Below are 23255 nucleotides of genomic sequence, written 5' to 3'. Positions count from 1 at the left end.
TCGTGACGACGTTGCTCTATCTCATACCAGTGGCCCTTTTTCTGGGTGCACTGGGTGTGTCCGGCTTCGTCTGGGCATTGCGAAGCGGTCAATACGAAGATCTCGACGGAGCCGCCGAGCGGATACTAATTGATCGGGACGACAAACCGGAACGCTGATTTCAATCCGCTGTGCATAAGATGCGCGGATCGCGCTCGTCAGTCGAGCCGGCTCGGTCGGGAACAAGCTGTCCATGCTCCATGCTCCATGCTCCATGCTCCATGCTCCATGACCATCTTGACCTAAGCTGCACACTACATTTGTGAAAAGCCTCTGTCGTGCGAAGGACTGCCTCCCATTGCACCCAGTATGAGGCGTGTGATGCCACGAGAGTACCTCGCGTGGCCGGACGAGAGCTTGGCAATGTGCGCACGGGTTCCAAAGTGGAACGTCACGGTCGATCACCTGACCGTGAACCGCCAGTGCCGATTGGTCATGTCTGGCTGATCCAGATCAGGGTCATACTCATCGGCGTGGTCTATTGACCAGTCTTCGACGGAGAAATGCATGACTTACGGAAAGATTGGTCGTCATTATCAGCACCTTCACGGTTCTGGGTTTTCTGTCGTGTGGTCGGCCATGCCTTGTGCTTACGGCGCAGCCATTAGCTGACCGGCGTCGTGTGTATCTCGCTTGCTGGCTGACCATCCGCGTGGCTTGCGCGGACAGGGGGCCGATCAACAGCTTTCGCCTTTGATGGGTTGTGTGCGTCGTTGCCGATCCATCCCGATTCCCGGCCCGCGCCTTGAGGCTATGCGACGGTACCGGAACCCAGCGCACGTCACGCGGTTCCGCGCGCGTGGTGTCCGCTCGTCACGACGATGAACGAACAAGCGGCTGGAGTACCATGAACACCGTACACATCATCGACTGCCACAATGCAAATGACTACTTCGCCGACAGGCAAGAGGGACCGATCGTGCAGCACTTGTTAAAGGCTGTCAACATCCGCGCGGAGCTCCAAATGGCGTTGAACCGAACGAAATTTGGTGAGGCTGTAGTACGAGCGATGGAGGCGGAGTGCGACGTGCTTCACATCGCCGGGCACGGCAATGGTGACGGGATCGCTTCGTCCAGTGGGCGAAGTGGCCTTCTTTGGGCTGACTTCGTAAAAATGTTCCAGGGCTCGCATCCAGCGCCGAAGATCCTCGTGATGTCAACGTGCTGCGGAGCATCATCGGGGTTGGGACGTGCGTTTTCGAAATCGATCAACCGTCCGAAGTTGATCATTGGTTCGAGTGACGCGCGCTATTTCGACGACTATGTCGCCGCGTGGGCTTTGCTCTATCGGCGACTGAATTGCAAGGACATCGACATCGAAGCCATGCAGCAGGTTCTTGATGAGATATGCGCGGTCGTGGATAAAAGTTTCCGCTACCTTGGCTGGGATGACGAGAGAGAGCGCTACGTTCGATACCCTCACCCTCGCAAGAGAGCCCGCTTCGACGTCGTGGAGCGTGAGTAGTATGCGCAAGGGTTCCAGGTGGAATGTGGCGATCGATGCGGCGCGGCCGTCGCTGACCAGCGTCGCGAGTGTCTCGCTTGCTGGCGGCGATCTGCGCGGCTGCGCGGCGAAAGGGCGGGATCGGTTAGCCGCATCCACCTCTGAGCGCTTTGAGTGCTTCGTTGCCGATCGATGCGAATCTCCCGGCCCAGCGCCTTTAGGCAATGCGGCGGGCACGGAGCTCATGTCACTCGGCTCAGTTCCACCGTTACACGAGGATAGGCGACCGGATGGCGGCACGCTGATGGGCTCTGACGATAATTTTGACATCGTTGTCGTTGGAGCCGGCCCGGTCGGCCTTTCGTTCGCTGCGTCGCTTGCCCAAAGCGAACTCAAGGTGGCAGTTGTTGAACAGAACACATTCGATAGTCTGGCGAATCCGGCTTTCGATGGTCGCGAAATCGCGCTGACCAACGCTTCGATCAGAACCCTTCGCGAGCTCGGCGCCTGGGATGTCATCCCGGCTTCGGACAAATCAGCACTTCAAGGCGCGCGCGTGCTCAACGGCTCGAGCGCATTCGCTCTTCGTTTCGATCCTCCCAGCAACTCTGGAGAACCGCTGGGGGTTTTGGTTCCAAATTGCCGGATCCGCGAGGCGCTGTTCAAAATCGTCCGCTTGCAGGATCGCGCCCGGCTGTTGTGCGGCCACTCGGTCGTCGATGCAACAAACAGCCAAGAAGGAGCAGTCGTAACGCTCTCTAATGGCGCGCGTTTAACTGCTCGGCTGGTTGTTGCCGCGGATTCGCGTTTGTCCGCCACGCGTGATCTGCTAGGCATCGGCGCCGATATCAACCGGCTTGGCCACTCGATGCTGATTTGCCGAGTGAGGCACGAGCGCGCCCACCACCAGATCGCCATCGAATGGTTCGATCACCATCAGACGATAGCGATATTGCCCCTCGCGGAGGGCATGTCGTCGCTGCTGCTCACATTGCGCTCAAACGAGGCCTATAGACTGCTTGCCTTCGATGATGATTTGTTCCTGTCGGAGTTGACGAAACGGTGTCGAGGGCGCCTTGGAAAAATGACCTTGGCAAGCAAGCGCCACACCTATCCGCTGGTCACGACCTGGGCGCACAAATTCCGGGCGCCGAGCGCCGCACTCATCGGCGACGCTGCCATCGGCATGCACCCGGTGACCGCTCACGGATTCAACATCGGTCTCAGCAGCCAGAAGCAACTCGCCCGTGGAATCATGACTGCGTGCCGCGACGGCCGCAATGTTGGCGACCCCGACATGCTGCATATATACGAAAGGCGGCTGCGCCTGTCGGCGGCGCCGCTCTACCATGCAACGAACATATTGGTTGGACTCTACTCCAGAGACCACCTGGCGGCACGGCTTGCAAGGCATCTGGGGCTTCGCTTTGCCCAACATGTTCCCCTTGTCCGGCATGGGATTTCGGCGGAGCTCCAGCGGTGATACTGCACCAGCAGTCGCATTTTTGCGCGTGCTGGGCGAGCGATGAGAGAGTGCATGATGCACCGGAGTAATCCTGCTCCCCGACGCTGATCTCCGATTGAAGAATTAACCCGTCCTTCAGGGGGGCTGCATAGGCTGCGGACAAGCAGGAGTAAGCAAGCTGACCCGTCCAGCCTTGGAAAAAGAAGATCCGCTGGAGGCGAGAATCCTTCAGGACCAGCTCGCTGATCTGAGGGCAGGCCTTTTCGTCTCAATGCCGATAAGCATTGTGCTGTCCGGGCTGATTTTGACCGTGCAGGCCCTTTCCGGGAACGGTCTTGCTGGCGCGGCCTGGTTTTCGGTCGTTAATGCGATAAATGCCGCCCGCCTTGCACTCGCCCGTCATCAGCTGAAGGAACCCGGAGTCCAGGATGATCTGACACGGGTTTGGCTGCGGCTTCGCTGGTTTGGCAGGCTTGCTCTTCTGGCGGGATTCACCTGGTCATTCCTTGCCGTCCTAACGGCTGGATACACGACGTCTCAAGCATCGCTGCATCTAATAATTCTGGCGGGCATTTCAGCTGGCGCGGTCACGTACGGCAGCTCATATGCTGCGGCAGCGATATGCTTCATCACACCGCCACTCCTCATTGCCGCCGCATGTTTGCTGACGAAGGGAGCCCCGGAAAACTACATTCTGGCTTTTGCCGTCCTGCTTTTCGAGGGCGGCCTGGTTCGATCCTCGTTCGTTGGACAAGCGCGCTTCCGTGACGCGAGCCGCCTGAGACATCAAGCCGAGCGGCTTGCCGCGGAAATGGAGCGCAATTCCAGGGAGGACCATCTTACCGCGCTCCTCAACAGGCGGGGCCTCGAACATGCAATCGATCAGTTTGAGAACACCGATGGACCCTTTGTGGCCATGCTGATTGATCTGGACGGGTTCAAATCTGTCAACGATACCTACGGTCACAGAACGGGTGACGAGCTGCTTGCCAGGATCGCCCGCCGAATAGAGGAAGAAGCACCGGAGGGCTCAACGCTCGCCCGCATCGGTGGGGATGAATTCGTGCTGGTTTTTTCTTCGCGAAAGAATTCTCCTTCTCCCACCAATCTCGCGTCCAATCTCATAGCCAAGCTTGCTCGCCCCTATCCTGGGATCGCATCAGTCCGCATTGGAGCGTCTATAGGAATCTACTTGGCTGAAAACCCCGGACTAACGGAAATGTTGTTGCGGGCCGACATCGCCCTTTACACAGCTAAGCGCCGCGGCAGGAATGAATTTTGTCTGTTCGATGCCGAGCTAGCCCGGGAGTTGCAACGCCGCCAGTCAATCGAACGCGATCTTCATTCGGCGATAACGATGAGAAGCTTGGTCGCTTGGTTTCAGCCAATCGTAAGACTCGAAACTGAAGCCGTCGTCAGTTTTGAAGCCTTGCTAAGATGGTCTCACCCGCTTCACGGTCCCATTTCTCCGCCCGAGATCATGACAGCGGCACGCGAAACTGGAATGCTTCAGCTGCTAACTCAAACGGTATTCGCCGACTGTTGCGCTCTTATCGAGGGCTTGGTCAAAGCTGACCGTCGTGATGTTCGTGTGGCGATGAATGTTTCACCGTGCGAGTTGGAAGCTGGCGATATTGACGAGATGATTCTTAATGGTCTGGCGGCAAAAGACCTCCCTGCAACGATGTTCGACATCGAGATTACCGAAGAAGCCCCAGTGGATCCGGACAGAGTGGATGAAAAGCTCGCCCGGCTTTCACATGCTGGCATTTCTATCGCGCTCGATGACTTCGGCACCGGTTTTTCGACGTTGGCATCGCTCAAGGACAGTCGGATCAGGAAGGTGAAAATAGATCAGGGCTTCGTTCGCGGCTTAGCCAAGTCCCGGGAGAATCGGCTGCTTGTCAAAGCGGTGATTGATCTTGGTAGGACGCTCGGGATCGAGGTCATGGCCGAGGGCGTTGAAACAGAGGCAGATCGGCAAACTCTGTACAAGCTTGGCTGCAGAACCGCGCAGGGCTTCCTGTTCTCTAAGGCAGTGCCTCTCCATTTGGCACTTGATTCGGTAGTAAAAGAGCACGCGAAGGAGTTGTGACCGGCCTCTCCGTCCGTGCTGCTCGCGGAACTTTCATGTGGGGTGGACCTGACGCGCGAAAGCCGTTTCGGACGGTAGAGTTATTACGGGGGCGAAACTGAGCACGTGGTTTGGATAGCAGCAATCCGGTCCACCGGCGCACATGCAGCGGCTTCATACAAGCGTTCAAGTTGCGAGATGAGCTTGAGTGAACGACGTCGGAGAATTGCGTCCTTTGGACGCTGGTTTCGCGGTTCCCGTAGGATTCGATTACGGGAAGCGTTCTTGGCTGCTTCTCGGCTCAGCGCTCATCGGGATGAACAACGTACCCGCGGTCAAGGTCTTCGCGACCTCAACCCAGTCACCATCCCGCAACAGCAGCGGTCGGGTCCTGATCAAGCGCTCAGCCTCAGCACAGGTGCTGGAGCAACGGTAGAGCGCGGAAAACGTGTATCGGAATGCGCTGGCTCACCATAGGAAGCTGCCACGGCATGTCGAATGTCCCCAGGGGGCGGACCGTTCCCTTGCATTTGTCTCGATGACGGGCTCTCAAAGCTAAAGCCAAGAGAGCTTTATAAAAATCGCACCCGATCGGCTGCGCAACGACGACCAGCTGAGGCCCGATCGGGTGCTAAGGTCGTGCCAAAAAAGGCGCGTCACTGTCGCATTTCTAGCCGGCTTGCGATCGGACGTCATCTCTTGGCGATCGCTGCCCCTTCTCTCAAATGCGCTTAGCGGCGCCGATGGCGAATAGCGCAAGCTTTTCCACCCGTTTCTACTCCACTACCGAGACTCGTCACCAACCTCCTTTTATTCGCTTCCATATGGCCCATCCTGTCTCCAATCGAGGAGGAGCGCGAACATGGGCCAAGCCGTAGAACGTCTCAGTCTCGGGAATTCTTCTGCTCGCCAAACTGCCGTTGTCGCCGGCACCATATTTGGCAGGGTGACAGTGCACGACAAGATATCAGGCGTTCTTGTCTGGGCTGAACTATGCTTGCAAGCCATAACCCAAAAATCGCCGATCCCTTTGAATTCGAGCCGGATGAATGGGTGTTTCAAAATTTTTGGCGGTTTTAGGCAGAACCCTCCGATGGCCCGCGTACCGGTCAAGCTTCGTGAGCACTTTAGGTTCGTCGATCAGGCATAGGTTTCTTTCCCATGCCACATGCTGGCCGTTTGCCTAGTTCGGAAGCCCTCGAGAGGCGTTGCTCGTCTTGGTATGGCGTCGCCCCTTTTTCCGATCCATCGGCCACGGAGCTAGAATGGTGTCTAGCTGTTGCCGCCTACTTGGTCATCCGGCATGGAGATGCCTATATACCGACCTTCGAAAGGCTGGAATACGAGGTCGAACAAATGCGGCGGAAGCTCGGAAATCGCGAGCGAGCGCAGCGCGTGCTGGCCACGCTCAACCTAAATGGCTCGGACAGCTGGAGCCGTGAGGTTGGTTCTCAAGGCCTGGATGGCGCCGCAATCACATTCGCCCGGGCGGGGTAAAAGCGATTTTTTGGAGCCACTCGCGCTTTTGCGCTAACGAAGGTCCCGCGCCGTATTTGGGCCGGATCCATTTGTGGCCCATCAGAGAAGCAATTACCTTCTCCGGCGCCTCAACTGCCGTCAGCCGGTCCTCGAAAGTGTGTCGCAGGCTATAAAGACTATGCTCGGAAGTCGGCAGAAGTTCCTTGCTGGCGAGCACCTTGTTGACGAGCGCTGAAAGTGACGCGGCCTTGTCGCGATAACGAGGAAAGCCGTCCGGATGGAGCTTGATGGCTGCAAGTGCGCCGCCAACCAAGGGAATGTCACGGGCTGAATGACCGGTCTTCAAGCGACGGCCATTGGGGCGCACCCGCACATGCGGGATTTCTCGATCGAGGTGGATTGTTTCGGTGGTGAGGTTTGCCGCTTCAGAAAGCCTGAGTCCGGTATCGGCAATCACATAGATTAGATGGCGGGCTTCGTCATTGAGTCCGTCGAGCGCGCCTTCAGCGAGTATCTTCTCCTGAATGAACTCCGCTGTGAACGCAGCGCGTTGCCCGGGGACGGCGCCGGAAAGACGCAGGTTTCGAAAAACCGGCTCCAGCTTGAGCTGGTGAGTCAGATCGACGACGCGCAGCATTTTCGAAACATGGCCGATGTCCTTGTTGGCCGTACCGATATCAAGTCCATCCTCAACGATCCGCTTTTGCCACCACTCGCGGAACGCGATTGCGTCGTCCCGAGTGAGGCTTGCGATCTCCTTGTCGCCAATGACTCCAACCAGATTGGCAACTGCGCGCTTTTTGGGGTTACGCCATTTCTTGATTTGGTTGGGCGACATGGTCAGCAAGTTCTGTTGCTCGATCGTCTCGAATTCCTTGATAAGACCGCTCAGGCGGACCGCTGGCCGCTTCTCCCCACCCATGACGGCCGAGACGTCCTGCGCGTCCTCGATCGATTTTTTGTCGAGGAGCAGCTTGATACGGGCCATGAGTTCGTCGAGCGGCCCCGCTGCTAGTTCCTCGTTAGTGCGATAGGCCAATCCAAATGACCGCGCGCGCTTCCTCGCGGCTTCGAAACGCAGCCCCGCCTCGGCGGATTGGCCTTCCCGCAGTCTACGCCAATACGCCTCCAGCCCCGCGCCGAGGCTTTGCACTGCATCTCGCGCCCGTACACCGCGGGGATCGTCAGCCACGGCGACGCCCGTGGAAATGCGTACTAGGCAGCGGCGATCAAACGCCGCGAATTCCTTCGGCACCCTGCGGACGAGATACCAGATGCCTTCACGTTTATGCGGCTTTGGCGCTGCGGAACGTCGCATTATCTTTCTCTAATGTTACACAGTTTGTTACACAGTCTAAGATATGTTTCGCTTCGTGCTGGTCAAGCGCAACAAGGAAGCTTTTGAAAGGAAAGGATTTTTATGGAAGCTAAATGGCGGAGAGGGAGGGATTCGAACCCCCGATGGGCTTGCACCCATGCCGCATTTCGAGTGCGGTGCATTCGACCACTCTGCCACCTCTCCGCGGTCATGGTCGGCCGTTGCCGGCGCGGCGCACTAGATAACGGCTGAACGGGCAGGTTACAAGGCCAAATCCACCGATATTTGGCTTGTCATCCAGCCTGCCGGACAAGCGGCTGAAACAGGGCAGGTCTTTGCAGGCGAGCCGATGCGGTTTCATGGGCCAACCTCGCATCCTCGCCGCCAGGCGACGGCGACGCCGGGCGGTCATGTCGAAATGCCTGGTCCTTGCCGGCCAATGACGGTCCCGGCAACGGCTGTTGCCTTGACTCCGACGCAACCTTCGGTTAGGGACAGCGCGCAATCGGCGTGGAGGCTTCTTCCGCGCCGCTTGTTTTTTGAACCCGCAGACTGACAAAAAGACGGCCGATTCGCCTCAGGCGGTTCATCAAGGCCGACCGAACAGCGAAAGGCAAAAAATGTTCGCAGTCATTAAAACGGGCGGTAAGCAGTATCGCGTTGCCGCCAACGATCTTCTGAAGATCGAAAAAGTCGAAGCCAATGTCGGCGATATCGTCGAGATCGGCCACGTGCTCGCGCATGGCGAGGGCGAGAATGTCACTTTCGGCGCGCCGTTCGTCGATGGCGCTCTGGTCACCGCCGAAGTCGTCGAGCAGGGCAAGAACCGCACGGTCATCGCTTTCAAGAAGCGCCGCCGCCAGAATTCGCGCCGCAAGATCGGCCATCGCCAGCTTTTGACCACCGTGCGGATCGCCGAGATCCTGCTGGGTGGCGCCAAGCCGGCCAAGAAGGCCGCCGTGAAGGCGGAAGCCAAGGCCGAGGTTGCCGCCGAGGCCGCGCCGAAGGAGGCCAAGGCCAAGAAGGAAGCCGCCCCCAAGGCGGAAGTGACGGCCGAGACGGCCGCCGCGCCGCTGTTCAAGGCGCCGAAGGGCGAGCCGGACGACCTGACCGTGATCAAGGGCATCGGCCCGGTCGCCGCCAAGGACCTCAACGAGCAGGGCATCATCACCTTCGCGCAACTCGCCAAGCTGACCGACAAGGATGTCGCCAAGATCGACGAGCACATGCCGTTCAGCGCCGACCAGATCAAGGACTGGCGCGAGCAGGCCAAGGAACTGGCGAAGAAGTAATTTTTCCGGCGAAACATCCGCCGGATCGGACTTGAAACGGAACGCGAACGCGTTCATAAGGCCTTTTAGGCGCCTTGCGGCGCAACGGAGTTAGTTAGATGGCACACAAGAAAGCTGGCGGCTCGTCGCGCAACGGTCGCGACTCGCATTCCAAGCGTCTGGGCGTGAAGAAGTTCGGCGGCGAAGCCGTCATCCCGGGCAACATCATCATTCGTCAACGCGGCACCACGTGGCATCCCGGCGTCAATGTCGGCATGGGCACGGACCATACGCTTTTCGCGCTCGAATCAGGCGCGGTCACCTTCAACAAGAAAGCCAACGGCCGAACCTACGTATCGGTCAATCCGATCGCCAAAGCCGCGGAGTAGCCGGTTCCGCACTAGAACACCGGCACCCATCTCGGGAACCGGTGTCTGGCAACGCCAGGAAAAGGATCAGGGGAGATGGGTTTCCATCTCCCCTTTTTCTTGTGCCTGGAGGACTTTGAAATGGTTGCAGAAGCGGAAGACTCAGAAGACGAAAGTTACGCGATAGACTGCCCGGTGCTGGCCACCGAGCGGCTGGTGATGCGGGCTCCTGATGAACGGGATATTCCGCAGCTGGCCGAGCTTGCCGACAACCGCCATGTCGCCGAGATGCTGGCGCGCATGCCGCACCCCTATGGCGAGGCCGAGGCGCGCGCCTTCCTCGCCATGGCCAAGTCCCGCCGCGCCGGCATTGTCTATGCCATGACGCTGGCCGGCACCGACACGTTCGTCGGCTGCGCGGGGCTCAACACCACCGATCGCGGGCTGGAGCTGGGCTACTGGATCGGCGAACCCTACTGGAAGCGCGGCTATGCGACGGAAGCCGCCCACGCGCTGGTCGACCTCGCTTTCCAGAGGACCTCGATCCAGGTGCTGCATGCCTCGACACGGGTCATCAATCCGGCCTCGCGCCGGGTGATCCACAAGTGCGGATTCCAGTATGCCGGGCAGGGCATGCTGAATTCGATCGTCGCCGGCCAGGTGCCGGTCGAGCGCTACAGGCTGGACCGCAAGACCTGGACGAGCCTGCGCAACTGGGTGCATTTTTGATGTGTGCTGATATTCAGGTGAGGCCGGCCTGCGAATGGCGGCTTCCTGCGCTTCCGGTGCTCACGTACTTTAAGTACGCTCCGCTCCGGTTCTCGGAAGCCACCACTCTCGGCGCGGCCTGACCTGAATCTCAACACACATCGGAGCGAGGCCGAAGACTGAATCAGCCCAGTTCGGCCCACACCGGCAGATGGTCCGAACCGGTTGCCTGCCGGTCGACCCACAGGCGCTGCAGCGATCTGGCCAGCGATGCGCTGGTGAAGACGTAGTCGATGCGCTTGTGGCGGCTGGTGTTGGTAGGATCCTTGGGGTCGACCCAGCTGGCGAGATCGTCGCCGGTGACATCGAGGCGCACGGCGGCGTCAACGGCGAAGTCGGCGGTCAGCGGCATGCCGAATTCATGGTCCGGCCGGCCGGCGAGTTCGACATATTCGGGCGAGCCGGCCAGCATGTTGAAATCGCCCATGGCGACAAAGGCCTCGGGATGGGGCAGTTCCGGCAGGCCGATCTCGGCGACGCCGGACAATGCGCCGCCTTCGAGCGCATAGTTCAAAAGGCGCCGGCGCAGGAACTGGATCTGCCTGGCGCGTTCGACCGGGCTGCGGTGATCGAGATGGATGGAATAGAAACGGATGAAACCAAGCGGCGTCTCGATCAGCGCCTCCAGCGCGCCGCGCTGGAAATTCATCATCTCGAAGCTGCGGCTGCGCGGCAAAAGCAGGTTGCGCGACAGATGAATGGGCGTCTTCGACAGCATCATGTTGCCGAGCTGGAAGGTGGTGGTGATGGCGCGGCCGTTCTCGATGCGCGAGCCGATATTGGCCTCGAAATTGCTGCCATAGACGGCGAAATAGTCGGGCAGCGCCTCGCCGATCTCGGCGACCATGTCGCGCCCGCCGTTCCTTGGATTGTTGCGGGTGACCTCCTGCAGCGCGATCACATCGGCGCCGCGCACCGTGTCGGCAATGCGGGCGACATCGTATTGTCCATCAAGGCCGATGCCGTACTGGATGTTGTAGGTTACAAGCTTCATGCCGACATGTCTCCGGCCGACCCCACGCGGCCAATGTCACAAAACGGCCTCGCCCTTGGCCGCGCCTTGGTTTAGAGCAAGGCCCAAGGTTTAGAGCAATGCCGCAAGGCCAATAAAAGAAACTGCAATCCCATGAAATTTCTCGATCAAGCCAAGGTCTATGTCCGCTCGGGTGACGGGGGCGCCGGTTCGGTGTCGTTCCGGCGCGAGAAATTCATCGAGTTCGGCGGGCCGGACGGCGGCGATGGCGGCCGCGGCGGCGATGTCTGGCTGGAAGCGGTCGACGGGCTGAACACGCTGATCGATTATCGCTACCAGCAGCATTTCAAGGCCAAGACCGGCGTCCACGGCATGGGCCGCAACATGACCGGCGCCAAGGGCGCCGACGTGACGCTGAAGGTGCCGGCAGGAACGCAGGTGTTCGAGGAAGACAATGAGACGCTGATCTGCGACCTCACCGTGGTCGGCCAGCGCTTCCTGCTCGCCAAGGGCGGCAATGGCGGCTTCGGCAACCAGCATTTCAAGACCTCGACCAACCAGGCGCCGCGCCGCGCCAATCCCGGCCTTCCCGGCGAAGAACTCAACATCTGGCTGCGGCTGAAGCTGATCGCCGATGCCGGGCTGGTCGGGCTGCCCAATGCCGGCAAGTCGACCTTCCTGGCTGCCGTCACCGCGGCCAAGCCGAAGATCGCCGATTATCCCTTCACGACGCTGCATCCCGGCCTCGGCGTCGCGCGCATCGATGCGCGCGAATTCGTCATTGCCGACATTCCGGGCCTCATCGAGGGCGCGCATGAGGGCGTCGGCATCGGCGACCGTTTCCTCGGCCATGTCGAGCGCACGCGCGTGCTGTTGCACCTGGTTTCGGCGCAGGAGGAAAATCCGGGCAAGGCCTACAAGACCGTGCGCGCCGAGCTCGAGGCCTATGGCCACGGCCTGACCGAAAAGGTCGAGATCCTGGCGCTCAGCCAGGTCGACACGCTCGATGCCGATGAACGCAAGAAGAAGGTCGCCTCGCTGAAGCGCGCCGCGGGCCGGGCGCCGATGCTGCTGTCCGCCGTCACCGGCGAAGGCGTGGAGGCGGTGCTTCGGGCGCTGATGGCCGTCGTTGCCGAGGCGCGGGCGCAGATTGCCGCGCCGGTCGAGACGCGCTGGGAAAAGTAAGGCCATGCAGTCGCTGAAGAAATACCGGCGCATCACCGTCAAGATCGGCTCGGCGCTGCTCGTCGACCGGGCGAGCGGCCTGAAGCGCGACTGGCTGGACTCGCTCGCCGACGACATCGCGGTGCTTGCCCAGGGTGGCGCCGAAATCCTCGTCGTCTCCTCCGGCGCCATTGCGCTTGGCCGCACCATCCTTGGCCTCGGCAAGCGGGCGCTGAAGCTCGAGGAAAGCCAGGCGGCGGCGGCGGTCGGGCAGATCGCGCTCGCCGGCGCCTGGTCGGATGCGCTCGGCAGGGGCGCGCTGAAATCGGGCCAGATTCTTCTGACGCTTGGCGACACCGAGGAGCGCCGCCGCTATCTCAATGCGCGGGCGACGATCTCGACATTGCTCAAGATGAAGGCGGTGCCGGTCATCAACGAGAACGATACGGTGGCCACCTCAGAAATCCGCTATGGCGACAATGACCGGCTGGCCGCGCGCGTTGCCACCATGATGGGCGCCGACCTTCTGGTGCTGCTTTCCGACATTGACGGGCTCTACACGGCGCCGCCGGTGCGCGACCCCCAAGCCAAGTTCATTCCGGTGGTCGACCGCATCACATCAGACATCGAGGCGATGGCGGGGGCTGCCGCCTCCGAACTGTCGCGCGGCGGCATGCGAACCAAGCTCGATGCCGGCAAGATCGCCACCGCCGCCGGCACGGCGATGATCATCACCTCGGGCACGCGGCTGTCGCCGCTGATGGCGATCGAGCGCGGGGAACGCGCCACCTTCTTCCGGCCGAGCGCCAATCCGGTCAAGGGCTACAAGACCTGGATCGCCGGCCAGCTCGAACCGGCAGGCCGGCTGACGGTCGACGCCGGCGCCGTCGGTGCGCTGGCATCGGGCAAATCGCTGCTGCCGGCCGGCGTCAAACTGGTCAGCGGCAATTTTTCGCGCGGCGATACGGTGGCGATCCTGTCGCCCGAGGGCCGCGAGATCGCGCGCGGGCTGGTTGCCTATGATGCCGCCGATGCCGTAAGGATCGCAGGCCTGAAGACGGCCGAGATCGAAACCGTGCTCGGTTACGAAGCGCGTTCGGCGATGATCCACCGCGATGATCTCGTGGTGAGTCACGCGGGAGGCGACATAAGCGGAGGATGAGCCATGCTGAAGCTGCATGAAAAATCCGGGGATGACACCGTGGCGCTGATGGCCGATATCGGCCGCCGCGCCCGCGCCGCCGCCCGACCGCTGGCCATCGCCGCCACCGCCGCCAAGAACGCCGCGCTGCTTGCCATGGCAGAGGCGATCGTCGCCGGGCAACAGGACATTCTCGACGCCAACGCCATCGACATCTCGAATGGCCAGGAGTCAGGGCTTTCCGGCTCCTTCATGGACCGGCTGAAGCTCAATCCGGCGCGCATCCGTGCCATGGCCGACGGCATCCGCGAAATCGCTGAACTCAACGATCCGGTCGGCGACGTGATCGCCGCATGGGAACGGCCGAATGGCCTGCGGATCGAGCGCGTACGGACGCCGCTCGGCGTCGTCGGCGTCATCTATGAGAGCCGCCCGAACGTGACGGCCGATGCCGGTGCGCTCTGCCTCAAGGCAGGCAATCCGGTGATCCTGCGCGGCGGTTCGGATTCGCTCAATTCGTCCGCTGCCATCCATGCCTGCCTGGTCGAGGGCCTGAAGGCGGCCGGCCTGCCGGAAGGCGCTATCCAGCTGGTGCCGACCACCGATCGCGCCGCTGTCGGCGAGATGCTGAAGGGGCTCGGCGGCACGCTCGACGTCATCATCCCACGCGGCGGCAAAAGCCTGGTCGGGCGGGTGCAGAGCGAGGCGCGCGTGCCGGTCTTCGCCCATCTCGAAGGCATCTGCCACCTCTACATCGACCGCTCCGCCGATCTCGACATGGCGGTCAAGATCGCCGTCAACGCCAAGATGCGGCGCACCGGCGTCTGCGGCGCCGCCGAGACGCTGCTGGTCGACCGCGCGGTGGCGTCCACGCATCTGGTGCCGATCCTCGATGCGCTCCGCGCCGCCGGCTGCGAGATCCATGCCGATCAAGAGGTGCTGAAGGTGTTTTTCGACGCCAAGCCGGCGACCGATGCCGACTGGGTGACCGAATATCTCGACGCCATCATCGCGGTGAAGCTGGTCGACGGCATCGGTGGCGCGATCGAGCATATCGAGACCTTCTCCTCGCATCACACCGAGGCGATTATCGCCGAGGATCCGAAAGCCGTGGAGCGGTTCTTCAACGAGATCGATTCGGCGATCCTGCTGCACAATGCCTCGACGCAGTTCGCCGATGGCGGCGAGTTCGGCATGGGCGCCGAGATCGGCATCGCCACCGGCAAGATGCATGCGCGCGGGCCGGTCGGCGTCGAGCAGCTGACCTCGTTCAAATATCGCGTGCGCGGGTCGGGACAGGTGAGGCCTTGACGTTTTTCGTTATCAGAGCCTGAGGCGATGCTGGCATCTTCCGGACCGCCAGTGCACTCCGCCTACCTGAAAATGCCGCATGCCGAGAAAGGCCTGGCCGTCGGCCTGTTCGGCGGCTCGTTCAATCCGCCGCATGCAGGCCATGCACTGGTCGCCGAGATCGCGCTGAGGCGCCTGGCGCTCGACCAGCTGTGGTGGATGGTGACGCCGGGCAATCCGCTGAAGAGCACGCGGGAATTGGCGCCGCTGGCCGAGCGGCTGCAACTGTCCGAGCAGATCGCCAAGAACCCGAAGATCAAGATCACCGCCTTCGAGGCGGCGCATCATGTGCGCTACACCGCCGACACGCTGGCGCTGGTCAAGGCGCGCAATCCGGGTGTCGACTTCGTCTGGATCATGGGCGCGGACAGTCTGCGCGATTTCCACCACTGGCAGCGCTGGCGCGAGATCGTGCTGACCTTCCCCATCGCGGTCATCGACCGGCCGGGCGCGACGCTGTCGTTCCTGTCGTCGGTGGTCGCCAAGACCTTCGATTATGCCCGCATCGACGAAGGCGACGCGCCGCTGCTCGCCCACATGAAGGCGCCGGCCTGGACCTTCATCCACGGCCCGCGCTCATCGCTGTCGTCAAGCGCGATCCGCAAGATGGCGAAGGGGTAGGGCTTGCACGGATCTTCCTTCTTCCCTTGCGGGAGAAGGAAGATCGCTGATGTCGTTTTTGCAGGGGCTTTTCGCCGCCGAATGGGCGATCGTGTCTGAACATGGCCACTCCCGTGAAGCACCATACCAAAATCGAACCGGAGCATGGCAGCGCGCCGACGCCGCTGATCGCGATCGCCAGTGTCATCGTGTCGATGGCGCTGATCGCCATCGGCAACGGGCTGATGTTTGCCTACATCCCGGTCCGGCTCGGCGTCGAAAGCTTCGATCCGACCTGGGCCGGGCTGATCGTCACCGGCCTGTCGGCCGGCGGTCTTGCCGGCTGCATCCTGACCGGGCCGCTGGTGCGCAGGGTCGGCCATGCCCGCGCCTTCATGGTGCTGTCTGCGCTGATCGCGCTGTCCAACGCGGCCATCGGCGCCGGTCCGCATCCCGTGCCGTGGATCGGCGCGCGCGCTCTCTACGGCTTTGCCATATGCGGCCTGTTCATCGTCGCGCAGAGCTGGCTGAACGATGCCGTGGCCAACACCATACGCGGCCGGGTGATGGCCTTTTTCTACGTCGCCTATGTCGCCGGGCTCGGCGTCGGCTATGCGACGCTGGCGCTGGTCGACATCAAAACCGCGGAAGCGCCGTTGATCGGCATTGCCTTCACCGCTTTGTCGATCCTGCCCGTCGGCATGACACGGCTGGCGCAGCCACCGGCGCCGCAGGCCGCATCCGTGGCGCTGCGCCGGGCATGGCGGATTTCGCCGGTCGGCGTTGCCGGCATGCTGGCGGTCGGCGGCCTGTCGATGTCGATTTCAGGTTTTGCGCCGATCCATGCCACGGCCAAGGGCTACAGCCAGGCCGATGTGGCGTTGCTGCTTTCGGTGATGCCGCTCGGCACATTGATCCTGCAGCTTCCCTTCGGCTGGATTTCCGACCGCACCGATCGCCGTTACGTGCTGATCGGGGCATCCGCGCTGGCCGCGGTGGCCGGCATGTTCGCGCTCGGTTTCGACGGCGGTGCGCTGCCGGCGCTGCTGGTGATCTATGTCTTGTGGGACGGCGCCTCGGAATCGATCTATTCGCTGTCCAGCGCGCACGCCGCCGACCGGGCCGGCAAGGACGACATGGTGGCGCTGTCCAGCTCGCTCCTGTTCGCCTGGTCGCTGGCCGGGTTCGTGGTGCCGGGTATCGTCACGGCGCTGTCGGCCCTCTTCGGCACGCAGGCCTTCATCTATGTTACTGTCGTCATCGCCTGCGCCTTCTGCCTGTTCGTGCTGTTGCGTGTGTTCACCACACAGGCGGTACCAGCCACCGACACCGGCAGCTTCGCGCCGATGACGGCACAGGCGCCGCTGCCGGTCGAACTCGCTTATGCGCCGGACGAGACCGCAGGCCGGACCAAGGACTGAACCGGTTTCCTTCGCACGGCCGGGGGGAAAAGCGCTCTGGACGCCTCGCGGCTGCTTACTGCTTACGGGTCTCTTGTGCAGGCGCTTCCGGCGGCGGCAGCGGGATGGAGATGCCCTCGCTGTCGAAAGCCTGCTTTGCGCGCTTCGTCATGTCGATATTCGTGGAGAAATAGTCGGCCGCCGAGGTCCAATAGCGCAAGGTAAGCGAAACGGTCGTATCACCGAGGCTGGCCACGAAGGCGATCGGCGCCGGTTCACGACGGATGCGCTTGTCGGCACCGGCAAGGGCAAGCAATGTCTTCTGGGCGCCGTCGATGTCGTTCCACGAGCCGATGCTCAGGCTGATGTCGGAGCGGCGCACCCCGTTGCGCGAAAAGTTGCGGACCGGCTGGTTCCACAGCGTCGAATTGGGCGCCAGTATGTAGACGCCGTCGGCGGTCCTGAGCCTGGTGGCGAACAGACCGATTTCCTCGATCGACCCTGAAATGGCGCCGACCTCGACGGATTCGCCGATGCGGAACGGCCGCAGCGCCAGAAGCATGATGCCGGCGGCGATGTTCTGCAGCGTGCCTTGCAGCGCCAGGCCGATGGCCAGGCCGATGGCGCCGATCGCGGCGATGATCGAGGCGGTCTGCACGCCGAATTGGCCGAGCACCATGATGACGACCAGGATCAGGATGGCGTAGCGGACGATCTTGGAAAAGAAATGCCGCAGCGTGGCGTCGAAACCGTGGATATGGCCGAGGCCGGCAAAGATCGAGCGCTCGGCGAGGCCGGCGACGATGTAGCCGACCACCAGCAGGATGATGGCGCCGATAGCCGAGAAGGAATAGGAGACGATCAGCGTACTGAGCTGCGCCAGGCCGGCCTGGACTGTGAGAAGCGTGTTTTGCGGGTCGATCGGCATGGCGGGATTCCGGTTGGTCGGTCAGCCGATAACCCATGCCAGACGCCAGGGTTCCGATCTTTTTTGCGCCCCGCATGGAACAGGCTGGCAATCGGCGAGTTCGCGTCAGTTGTGGCTGCGTCTTGAAACTGCAACGGAACTCTGCCTATCTAAGTGGTGTCACCTGCTTTTGGGGTGATTTGGTTGTTCTTGCTGCGAAAGGAAATACACTGAGAACAGCACTGCGGAAGAAGGCCGACATCGTGCCTTCGCCGGCCGGGATCAGCGTAAACGACGCCGTGTCCCGCGCCATCAACACAGTCCTTGCCAGTCTGGAAGACTCCAAGGCCGAAAACATCGTCTCAATCGACATTCAGGGGAAATCGAGCCTCGGCGACTACATGGTCGTCGCGTCGGGCCGATCGCACCGGCATGTCTCGGCTGTCGCCGACCATCTCCTCAAGGCGCTCAAGGATGCCGGCCTCGGCACGGCGCGCGTCGAAGGGCTGTCCGGCGCCGACTGGGTCCTGATCGATTCGGGCGACATCATCGTCCACGTCTTCCGCCCCGAAGTCCGCGAATTCTACAATCTCGAAAAGATGTGGCAGGCGCCGGATCTCGAGGAAGAGACCCTCCACTAAGCCGCCTTTGTTTTGATGCATGTCATTGCCCCAAAACCGCTTCCCACTTTTGGGTGACATGCATTAGCGGCTTATAGAGGCGAGGATGAAGATTTCAGTTCATGCCGTGGGCCGAATGAAAGCCGGCCCCGAGCGGGAGTTGGCCGACCGCTATTTCGAGCGCTTCGCCAAGAGCGGGCCGGCGGTCGGGCTTGAATTTGCCGGGATAACCGAGATCACCGAGGGCCGGGCGCAGAGCGCTATCGAGCGCCAGCGTGACGAAGGCTCCCGACTGCAGGCGCAGCTGCAGCCGGGCACGGCGCTGATCCTGCTCGACGAGCGCGGCAAGAGCCTTTCCTCTCAGGATTTAGCCAATCGCATCGGGCAGTTGCGCGACGGTGGGCGCAAGGCGCTGGTTCTGGCCATAGGGGGCGCCGACGGCCACGATCCACCGCTGCGCGACCAGGCCGATCTGGTGCTGTCGTTCGGTGCGCTGACCTGGCCGCATCAGCTGGTGCGGGTGATGCTGGGGGAGCAACTCTACCGAGTGGCGACGATCCTTTCCGGCCACCCCTATCATCGCGCGTGAGCCTGCCGCTAGAGTTGCAATCAGCAGTGATTCGTCGCCCATTGCCCGGATTTCCGCCCCAATGCCGAGCTAGATTGAGAATCTGTGGTTTTGATGCATGTCGTTGCCCAAAACGGGGACCACTTGGGGCAACATCCATTCGGGGACGGGCTGGTCAAACATGGTTGATGGTTCGTTAACGAAGCCGCGGATAGTATAGATCGCGAATGTTTGAGGGCTGGAAATCGACAACGGGCCCGACAGGGGGCTCCTGGCGCGCGCGCTGCGGCATGGCTGCGGTGGCGATGTTCCTGTCGCTCCACTCGGCGCGGGCCGAAAACACGCTCGACATGGCGCCCGATCCGGACCAGAGCCGCGCCGAGTACGAGCAGGTTTCCAAGGAAATAACGCTGTCGTCCGAACGGCTTGCCAAGCTCGCCGCCGATATCGCCGCGGTCAAGAAGGACCATGCCTCGATTACCGCCGCGCTGATCCAGTCGGCGATGACCGAGCAGAAGCTTGGCCAGGACATCGAGGATATCGGCGCCAAGCTGGAAGGGCTGAAGAACCAGCAACAGAAAATCCGCGGCTCGCTCATGGCGCGACGCGATGTGCTGGCCGAAGTGCTGGGCGCGCTGCAGCGCATGGGGCTCAACCCGCCGCCGGCGATCCTGGTCAAGCCGGAGGACGCGCTGTCGTCGGTGCGCAGCGCCATCCTGCTCGGCGCCGTGGTGCCGGAATTGCGCCAGCAGACCGACAGCCTGCTGGCCGACCTCAAGGAGCAGACCCGGGTGACGGCCTCGATCGAGGCCGAGCGGGCGCGGCTGACGGACGCTGTCGGCGAGCAGGTGGCGGAAAAGAAGCGGCTCGGCATGCTGCTGGAAGCCAAGCAGAAGCTCGAGGCCGATACGCAGGCGCAAATGGCGGCCGAACAGCAGCGTTCCGCGCAGTTGGCGGCCAAGGCCTCCAGCCTGAAGGACCTGATCGCCTCGCTCGAAGCGCAGGCCGACAAGGTCCGCAAGGCCGCGGATGCCGCAAAGGCAGCCGCCGCGGGCCAGCCGGGTGACGTTCAGACGGACAGCGACAAAACGGCATCGTTGGCGTCGCTGCCGGTTCCCGAAGGCAACCGGCTCACCGCGACCGCGCCCTTTTCGGCGCTGCAGGGGCAGATCGCGCTGCCGGTCACAGGCCGCATCAAACGCCGGTTTGGCGCGGACGACGGTAATGGCGCGGCGATGCTTGGCGACATGCTTGCGACACAATCGGGAGCCATCGTCACCGCTCCGGCGGATGGGAATGTGCTTTATGCGGGGCCGTTTCGCTCCTATGGTCAACTCTTGATCCTCAATGCTGGCGACGGTTATCATGTCGTTCTGGCGGGGATGAGCAGAATCAGCGTCGTGACTGGCCAGTCAGTGCTCGCAGGAGAGCCGGTCGGTGCGATGGGAGAGGCCCGGGTGGCAAGCACCTCGGTTTCGAAGAATGGAAATGCCACGCCGGAACTCTACGTCGAGTTCCGCAAGGATGGAAAACCCGTCGATCCGACCCCATGGTGGGCGGACCGTTTTTCTGGAAGGACGTGAAATGATGCGGAAACTGTCGCTTCTGTTTGCCGGTGCGCTGATGGGCGCATCCGCCATGAGCCTTGTCTATGGTGCTCCTGGCTCGTCGGCGAACGCTGCGGGATCGGAGACCTACAAGCAGCTGGCGATCTTCGGCGACATCTTCGAGCGGGTGCGGGCACAATATGTCACGCCGCCCGACGACAAGTCGCTGGTCGAGAACGCCATTAACGGCATGCTTTCCTCTCTCGATCCGCACTCCTCCTACATGAATGCCGAACAGGCGCAGGATATGCGCGTGCAGACCAAGGGCGAGTTCGGCGGCCTCGGCATCGAGGTCACCATGGAGAATGACCTGGTCAAGGTGATCACGCCGATCGACGATACGCCGGCCGCCAAGGCTGGCGTTCTGGCTGGCGACTACATCGCCAAGATCGACGGCGAAGAGGTTCGCGGCCTGACGCTCAACGACGCGGTCGAAAAGATGCGTGGCCTGGTCAACACGCCGATCAAGCTCACCATCCTGCGCCAGGGCGCCGACAAGCCGATCGAGCTGACGGTGGTGCGCGACATCATCAAGGTCAAGGCGGTCAAGTTCCGGGTCGAGAACGACATCGGCTACATGAAGATCACCTCCTTCACCGAAAAGACCTATGACGACCTCGAGAACGCCATCGAGACCATCAAGAAGCAGGTGCCGGACGACAAGCTCAAGGGCTATGTGCTCGACCTGCGCCTCAATCCGGGTGGCCTGCTCGACCAGGCGGTGAGCGTGTCCGACGCCTTCCTGAAGCGCGGCGAGATCGTCTCGACGCGTGGCCGCGATCCGAAGGACGTCACCCGCTTCGACGCCAAGCCGAAGCAGACCGACGACATCAACGGCAAGCCGATGATCGTGCTCGTCAATGGCGGCTCGGCCAGTGCGTCCGAAATCGTCGCCGGCGCGCTGCAGGATCTGCGCCGCGTCACGGTGGTGGGCACGCAGTCCTTCGGCAAGGGTTCGGTGCAGACCATCATTCCGCTCGGCGAGAATGGCGCGCTCAGGCTGACGACGGCGCTCTATTACACGCCGTCAGGCAAGTCGATCCAAGGCAAGGGTATTACGCCCGACATCAAGGTCGACCAGCCGCTGCCGCCGGAACTGCAGGGCAGGGACCTGACGCGCGGCGAATCCGATCTCAAGGGCCACATCAAGGGCGCCGACGAGAGCGCGACCGGCTCGGGCTCGGCCGCCTATGTGCCGCCGGATCCGAAGGACGATCTGCAACTGATCTTTGCCGAGAAGCTGCTGCGCGGCGAGAAGACCGATCCGGCCTTCCCGCCCAATCCGGAAAAGGCCGTGCTCAACCAGTAATGGTTTGGTCGGCCGGGTCTGGCCGCCCGAACGAAGCAATGCGATGCTGCCGGGACCGAAAGGTTCCGGCAGTTTGATTCGGGGAGGCAAGATCAAGCCTCCGGATGCGGCGCCAGGGGCGCCAGGGTTGATGAATTCGCGCATGTCGTCGAAGGGATCGCCTTCGCAACCATGCGTCCGGGGACAGGGCTTGGCTGATATCGGCAAGGACATCGAACGCCCGCTTGGACAGTCGCTCCGGGCGCCGCGCGCTGCCCGCAAGGTCAGCACTGGCGTGGTCGCGTCGACCGTTGTCGTGCTGGCGCTGGTCGGCGTCTCGGCCGCGATCGCGCTCAGGGAAAAGCCGTTTCGCAAGCCGCAAGAGGTCGCCGTTTCGACGCCGAAAGTGACTGCCGCGGGCCCACCCGCCGCCGCGCCATCCGCTCTGGCCCCGGTCGCGGCGCCAAAGGTTGAAGCGCCGTCCAAGGCCGGTGGTCCCCAGATCATCCATGTGCAGAAGGAGGAGGGCGATGGTCCTCCGCAGGCGGCCATCGTCATCCGCGATCCGTCTGGTATCGGGCAGAACCTGAAGATCGCGCATCTTCCCGACAAGGCGCTGATCGAAGCCAGCGACGCCGGACCCTTGCCGATACGCTCCGCCGATGGAAGGCGGCCGTTCGACGTCTATGCACGGCCGTGGTCCGGTGGGCGCGGGGCGCGGGTGGCGATCGTCATCGGCGGGTTGGCCGTCTCGCAGACCGGCACCCAGGCTGCGATCGCCAAGCTGCCGGCGGAAGTGACGCTCGCCTTCGCGCCGCAAGGCAACAGCATCGGCCGCTGGATGCAAGCCGCCCGGCACAGCGGCCACGAGATCGTCATGCAGGTACCGCTCGAACCGTTCGACTATCCCAACGTCAATCCCGGCCGCAACACGCTGACCGTGGCGGCGAGCGCCGAGGAGAACCTCAAGAGTTTGCACTGGGCGCTGTCGCGGACGACGAACTATACCGGCGTGATGAACTATATGGGCGCGCGTTTCTCCGCCGACCCGGCGGCGATGGAGCCATTCATGGCCGAACTCGGCAAACGGGGTCTCGCCTATATAGACGACGGCTCGTCGGCGCGCAGCCTGGCGCCCGACCTGGCGCTGAAGGACGGCGTGCCCTTCGTCGCCGGCGATACGGCGATCGACGCCGTGCAGGATCGCGGCGCCATCCTGAAGAAACTCGACGGTCTCGAAGCCACGGCGCGGGCCAAGGGCACTGCCGTCGGCATCGGCTCGGCCTTTGATCTCACGGTCGACATCGTCTCATCCTGGATTGCCGAGGCCAGGAAGCGCGGCATCGAGATCGTGCCGATTTCTGCGGTGGCGATCGATCCACAAAAGGGTTAGCCATCGCAAGATGGCTGG

General features: G+C 62.2%; 20 protein-coding genes and 1 tRNA gene. 17 read left to right on the top strand and 4 right to left on the bottom strand.

The window, feature by feature from the left end; genetic code table 11:
- The first annotated feature begins 2 nt into the window (after positions 1–2).
- The 4 genes from ccoS (at position 3) to CK228_RS28370 (ending at position 5043) form a co-directional block, all read left to right on the top strand.
- Positions 3–158, top strand: a complete 156-nt coding sequence (gene ccoS, locus CK228_RS28385; RefSeq protein ID WP_081714250.1) for a cbb3-type cytochrome oxidase assembly protein CcoS — start codon at positions 3–5, stop codon at positions 156–158.
- Positions 159–886: 728 nt separating this feature from the next.
- A complete protein-coding gene (locus tag CK228_RS28380) occupies positions 887–1504 on the top strand; it encodes a hypothetical protein (RefSeq protein WP_063169219.1) in 618 nt (205 codons plus the stop codon).
- A 280-nt stretch (positions 1505–1784) separates the two neighbouring features.
- The gene (ubiM, locus tag CK228_RS28375) at positions 1785–2966 is read left to right on the top strand and encodes a 5-demethoxyubiquinol-8 5-hydroxylase UbiM (protein WP_024502870.1); all 1182 of its coding nucleotides are present in this window, start codon (positions 1785–1787) and stop codon (positions 2964–2966) included.
- Positions 2967–3141: 175 nt separating this feature from the next.
- Positions 3142–5043: an EAL domain-containing protein gene (locus tag CK228_RS28370; protein WP_082826564.1), complete on the top strand. Its 1902-nt coding sequence runs from the start codon at positions 3142–3144 to the stop codon at positions 5041–5043.
- Positions 5044–6496: 1453 nt separating this feature from the next.
- On the opposite strand, the gene CK228_RS28365 is transcribed toward CK228_RS28370, so the two are convergent.
- Both CK228_RS28365 and CK228_RS28360 read right to left on the bottom strand, forming a co-directional pair.
- Positions 6497–7819 (bottom strand): integrase, encoded by a 1323-nt coding sequence (locus CK228_RS28365; protein ID WP_063169217.1) that lies wholly within the window; start codon positions 7817–7819, stop codon positions 6497–6499.
- A gap of 114 nt (positions 7820–7933) precedes the next feature.
- Positions 7934–8023 (bottom strand) — tRNA-Ser (locus CK228_RS28360).
- A gap of 416 nt (positions 8024–8439) precedes the next feature.
- Between CK228_RS28360 and CK228_RS28355 the strand changes: the two genes are divergently transcribed.
- The 3 genes from CK228_RS28355 to CK228_RS28345 all read left to right on the top strand — a co-directional run bounded on the left by CK228_RS28355 (position 8440) and on the right by CK228_RS28345 (position 10187).
- Positions 8440–9111 carry a 50S ribosomal protein L21 gene (locus CK228_RS28355; protein WP_095789955.1) on the top strand — a complete coding sequence of 224 codons (672 nt, stop codon included), beginning with the start codon at positions 8440–8442 and terminating at the stop codon, positions 9109–9111.
- A gap of 98 nt (positions 9112–9209) precedes the next feature.
- The gene (gene rpmA, locus CK228_RS28350; protein ID WP_095771984.1) at positions 9210–9479 is read left to right on the top strand and encodes a 50S ribosomal protein L27; all 270 of its coding nucleotides are present in this window, start codon (positions 9210–9212) and stop codon (positions 9477–9479) included.
- A gap of 120 nt (positions 9480–9599) precedes the next feature.
- On the top strand, positions 9600–10187 hold the full coding sequence (locus CK228_RS28345; protein WP_179296072.1) for a GNAT family protein: 588 nt from the start codon (positions 9600–9602) through the stop codon (positions 10185–10187).
- 163 nt (positions 10188–10350) lie between these two features.
- Here the strand turns inward: CK228_RS28345 and CK228_RS28340 are convergent, their stop codons facing one another.
- Positions 10351–11220: an endonuclease/exonuclease/phosphatase family protein gene (locus CK228_RS28340; RefSeq protein WP_095789944.1), complete on the bottom strand. Its 870-nt coding sequence runs from the start codon at positions 11218–11220 to the stop codon at positions 10351–10353.
- Between the two features lie 132 nt (positions 11221–11352).
- Between CK228_RS28340 and obgE the strand changes: the two genes are divergently transcribed.
- The 5 genes from obgE (at position 11353) to CK228_RS28315 (ending at position 16875) form a co-directional block, all read left to right on the top strand.
- A complete protein-coding gene (gene obgE, locus CK228_RS28335; protein ID WP_095789943.1) occupies positions 11353–12384 on the top strand; it encodes a GTPase ObgE in 1032 nt (343 codons plus the stop codon).
- Positions 12385–12388: 4 nt separating this feature from the next.
- Positions 12389–13525 (top strand): glutamate 5-kinase, encoded by a 1137-nt coding sequence (gene proB / locus CK228_RS28330; protein ID WP_095771988.1) that lies wholly within the window; start codon positions 12389–12391, stop codon positions 13523–13525.
- A gap of 3 nt (positions 13526–13528) precedes the next feature.
- The gene (locus CK228_RS28325) at positions 13529–14815 is read left to right on the top strand and encodes a glutamate-5-semialdehyde dehydrogenase (protein WP_095789942.1); all 1287 of its coding nucleotides are present in this window, start codon (positions 13529–13531) and stop codon (positions 14813–14815) included.
- Positions 14816–14887: 72 nt separating this feature from the next.
- Positions 14888–15475, top strand: a complete 588-nt coding sequence (locus CK228_RS28320) for a nicotinate-nucleotide adenylyltransferase (protein ID WP_095789941.1) — start codon at positions 14888–14890, stop codon at positions 15473–15475.
- A gap of 101 nt (positions 15476–15576) precedes the next feature.
- The gene (locus CK228_RS28315; RefSeq protein WP_095789940.1) at positions 15577–16875 is read left to right on the top strand and encodes an MFS transporter; all 1299 of its coding nucleotides are present in this window, start codon (positions 15577–15579) and stop codon (positions 16873–16875) included.
- 55 nt (positions 16876–16930) lie between these two features.
- Here CK228_RS28315 and CK228_RS28310 read toward each other — a convergent pair whose 3' ends face one another.
- Positions 16931–17782 carry a mechanosensitive ion channel domain-containing protein gene (locus CK228_RS28310; RefSeq protein WP_095771992.1) on the bottom strand — a complete coding sequence of 284 codons (852 nt, stop codon included), beginning with the start codon at positions 17780–17782 and terminating at the stop codon, positions 16931–16933.
- Positions 17783–18024: 242 nt separating this feature from the next.
- Between CK228_RS28310 and rsfS the strand changes: the two genes are divergently transcribed.
- From rsfS to CK228_RS28280, 5 genes are all read left to right on the top strand, one after another.
- On the top strand, positions 18025–18402 hold the full coding sequence (rsfS, locus tag CK228_RS28305) for a ribosome silencing factor (protein WP_010912111.1): 378 nt from the start codon (positions 18025–18027) through the stop codon (positions 18400–18402).
- An 85-nt stretch (positions 18403–18487) separates the two neighbouring features.
- Entirely contained in the window at positions 18488–18970 is a 483-nt protein-coding gene (gene rlmH / locus CK228_RS28295) for a 23S rRNA (pseudouridine(1915)-N(3))-methyltransferase RlmH (RefSeq protein ID WP_095789939.1), read from the top strand.
- A 206-nt stretch (positions 18971–19176) separates the two neighbouring features.
- On the top strand, positions 19177–20532 hold the full coding sequence (locus CK228_RS28290) for a murein hydrolase activator EnvC (RefSeq protein WP_095789938.1): 1356 nt from the start codon (positions 19177–19179) through the stop codon (positions 20530–20532).
- A gap of 1 nt (position 20533) precedes the next feature.
- The gene (locus tag CK228_RS28285) at positions 20534–21865 is read left to right on the top strand and encodes a S41 family peptidase (RefSeq protein WP_095771995.1); all 1332 of its coding nucleotides are present in this window, start codon (positions 20534–20536) and stop codon (positions 21863–21865) included.
- Positions 21866–22055: 190 nt separating this feature from the next.
- Positions 22056–23237 (top strand): divergent polysaccharide deacetylase family protein, encoded by a 1182-nt coding sequence (locus CK228_RS28280; protein ID WP_095789937.1) that lies wholly within the window; start codon positions 22056–22058, stop codon positions 23235–23237.
- The last annotated feature ends 18 nt before the right edge of the window (positions 23238–23255 follow it).

The organism is Mesorhizobium sp. WSM4312 (genome assembly GCF_002294875.1).
Classification (GTDB): domain Bacteria; phylum Pseudomonadota; class Alphaproteobacteria; order Rhizobiales; family Rhizobiaceae; genus Mesorhizobium.
Note: the sequence above shows the minus strand (reverse complement) of the source record. Positions and strands in the feature narration are given on the sequence as shown.